2 protein-coding genes and 1 pseudogene are annotated in these 2376 nt (G+C 61.8%); all 3 read right to left on the reverse strand.

What is annotated here, in order from left to right; genetic code table 11:
- Nucleotides 1-39: 39 nt before the first annotated feature.
- Nucleotides 40-1168, reverse strand: a pseudogene (locus tag BF95_RS24915) (phage portal protein).
- A gap of 242 nt (nt 1169-1410) precedes the next feature.
- On the reverse strand, nt 1411-1941 hold the full coding sequence (locus BF95_RS27060) for a GNAT family N-acetyltransferase (RefSeq protein ID WP_081764294.1): 531 nt from the start codon (nt 1939-1941) through the stop codon (nt 1411-1413).
- A gap of 19 nt (nt 1942-1960) precedes the next feature.
- Nucleotides 1961-2125: a hypothetical protein gene (locus BF95_RS28020; protein ID WP_161774434.1), complete on the reverse strand. Its 165-nt coding sequence runs from the start codon at nt 2123-2125 to the stop codon at nt 1961-1963.
- Nucleotides 2126-2376 lie beyond the last annotated feature (251 nt).

Raw genomic sequence — 2376 nt, forward strand, 5'->3', positions numbered from 1 at the left:
GGGCCATCCCACCATCCCCGGCTGCCTGCTTTCACAAATTCAACACGCCCGCTTCTCCTCCCCACTCAAAAAATCCGCCGCCGCCACCCGGTCCCACAGCGCCCCGCGCTCATCGCTCAGCGCCGCCACGCCATCCAGATCCGCCTCGATCCGCAGCCCCGGCCACCATCCGGCCAGCCCCTGCCCCAACCCCGCGCTGATCTTCGCCACCAGCGGCAAAATCGTCTGCCGCCACAGCGCCTTGTTCGCCTCGCGATAATTGGCGTAACTATTGTCGCCGGGCAGCCCCATCAGCATCGGCGGCACCCCGAATGCCAGCGCGATCTCCCGCGCCGCCGCCGCCTTCAACCCCACGAAATCCATCTCGGCCGGCGTCAGGCTCATCGCCTGCCAGCGCAAACCGCCCTCCAGCAGCATCGGCGCCCGGCATTGGCCGCGCCCGCAAAGGCGACCTCCATCTCGCGCTTGACCCGCTCGAACTGGTCGGGCGACAGCACCGATCCATCGCCTGGCTCATAGACCATCGCCCCGCTCGGCCGCGCCGCATTGTCGAGCAGCGCCTTGTTCCAGACGCTGGCCGCATTGTGGATCGCCACCGGCCCCGCCGCCGCGCCGACGCACCCCAGCCCATAATGGTCGTCAAGCGGATGCAGCGCCTTCAAATGCAGCACGCTCGGCCGCCCCGCCCCATCTTCGGGCGACAGCCGCGTCACGCTCTCCCCCACCCGATAGAGATAGGCCGCAGGCCACCCCCGCGCATCCGCCTCCACCGACACCCGTTCGGGCCGCAGCGCGAACAGCTCGGTCGGCATCCCATCCGCCCCCACCATCAGCTGCACATAGGCATTGCCATGCAGCAGCAGATGGCAGGCCAGCGTCTCGACCAGCCCCTGCCCCGCCGACGCGCGGCCCACCAGCGCCAACACCCGCGCCCCATCCTCAACCCCGCCGACTTTCAGCGCACCAACCTTCAGCGGACAGGCCCCCGCTCCTTCGGACACCAGCCGCATCGCTCGCTGCGCCACCGCATTGCCCATCACGCCGCTACGCACCTGCGCCTCATAGCTCGCAGGCCACTCCCCCAAAGCCACCGCCCCGGTCCCCCAGGCGCGCGCCAACACGGCCGCACATCCGCAGATGCCGCCGCCTTCATCCCAAAGAATTTCATGGATCTGTCCCCGCCCATAAAAAAACCTCTCCCCAGCGGGGAGAGGATAGCGAAGGTCAGCGGCGTAAGCCGCCTACCGTAGCTTGGAGAGGGGGCTCAACGCCCCCGCAATACGAAACGCAAAATCCTCCCCTGGCAGGGGAGGTGGCTGGCGCAGCCAGACGGAGGAGTGTCACCCTATCGAGAGGGCAACACCCCTCCCCCGAACAATGACCCTTCCACAAATGAGAACCCTGTCGAGACTACCGCCCGACCAGCCCTTCCCGCATATCGATCGCCGTCTGCAGCGGCAAAAACATGCCAACACCGCGCCTATACCGCTCAAACCCCAGGCTTTCGTAAAATGCGGCTACCTTGCTGTTCAGCGGCGTCAATATTAGCAGAGGCAGGCCGATCTGTTCGCCATAGTCGGCGAAATCCAGGATCACCTTGACCATGATGGCCGATCCGATGCCCTGCCGTTGCTGATCCTGCCGAACCGCAAGATAGACCATGCTCAAGCACGGAAAATATTTGGAATTGCCAAAAAACGGGACGTAGAAAACACCTGGAAGGTTGCCAGCTTCTTCAATCACTGTTGAAAGAGCGTAAAAACCAATCACCACCGAATCATCCCCTGCGGCATGAACGCAGGTCACAATATGCTTTCGTTTATCATGATCTTTCAGGGATTTGGCACGAAACCACTTGTCAATCTCCGCGTCACCGCAACAGAAAGATGTGGTTGAAATTTCGGAACAATGACGCCGAAAGGAGATTTTCTCCCCTTCCATTGACGCTGGCACACGTGACCTAATTTGCAACCTTGGCGTTGTAAATCGCCATCAGTCTTTTTAGGCCCGGCGTCAGCCCATGGCGCTTGGCATGCACCTGCGCACCAACATTGAAAGCGATGGTCGTTCCCTTGTCAGAAAGCGGCTTTGATGGTTTGAAACGATCTTTACGAACGACTGCCATGGGAACCTCCTTCCTACTATAACGACGGCATAGACCAAATTTGCTTACGGATGCGTGAATAACAGATTTTTGAACTTGACGCCAAGCGTCCTAGCCGGTAGCCGCTGCTATCGTCTTGAGACGATAGCAGCGCTACCGGCTAGGACGCTTGTACGCGAATCACTTATCTATTCCGCGCCAACACCCGGTCACAGGTCGAATTCGTCCCCTCGCTCTTGCCGATCACCCGCCCGGCCAGCGCACCCGCGCCC

It is taken from the genome of Sphingobium sp. Ant17, assembly GCF_000588875.1.
Taxonomy (GTDB): Bacteria; Pseudomonadota; Alphaproteobacteria; order Sphingomonadales; family Sphingomonadaceae; genus Sphingobium.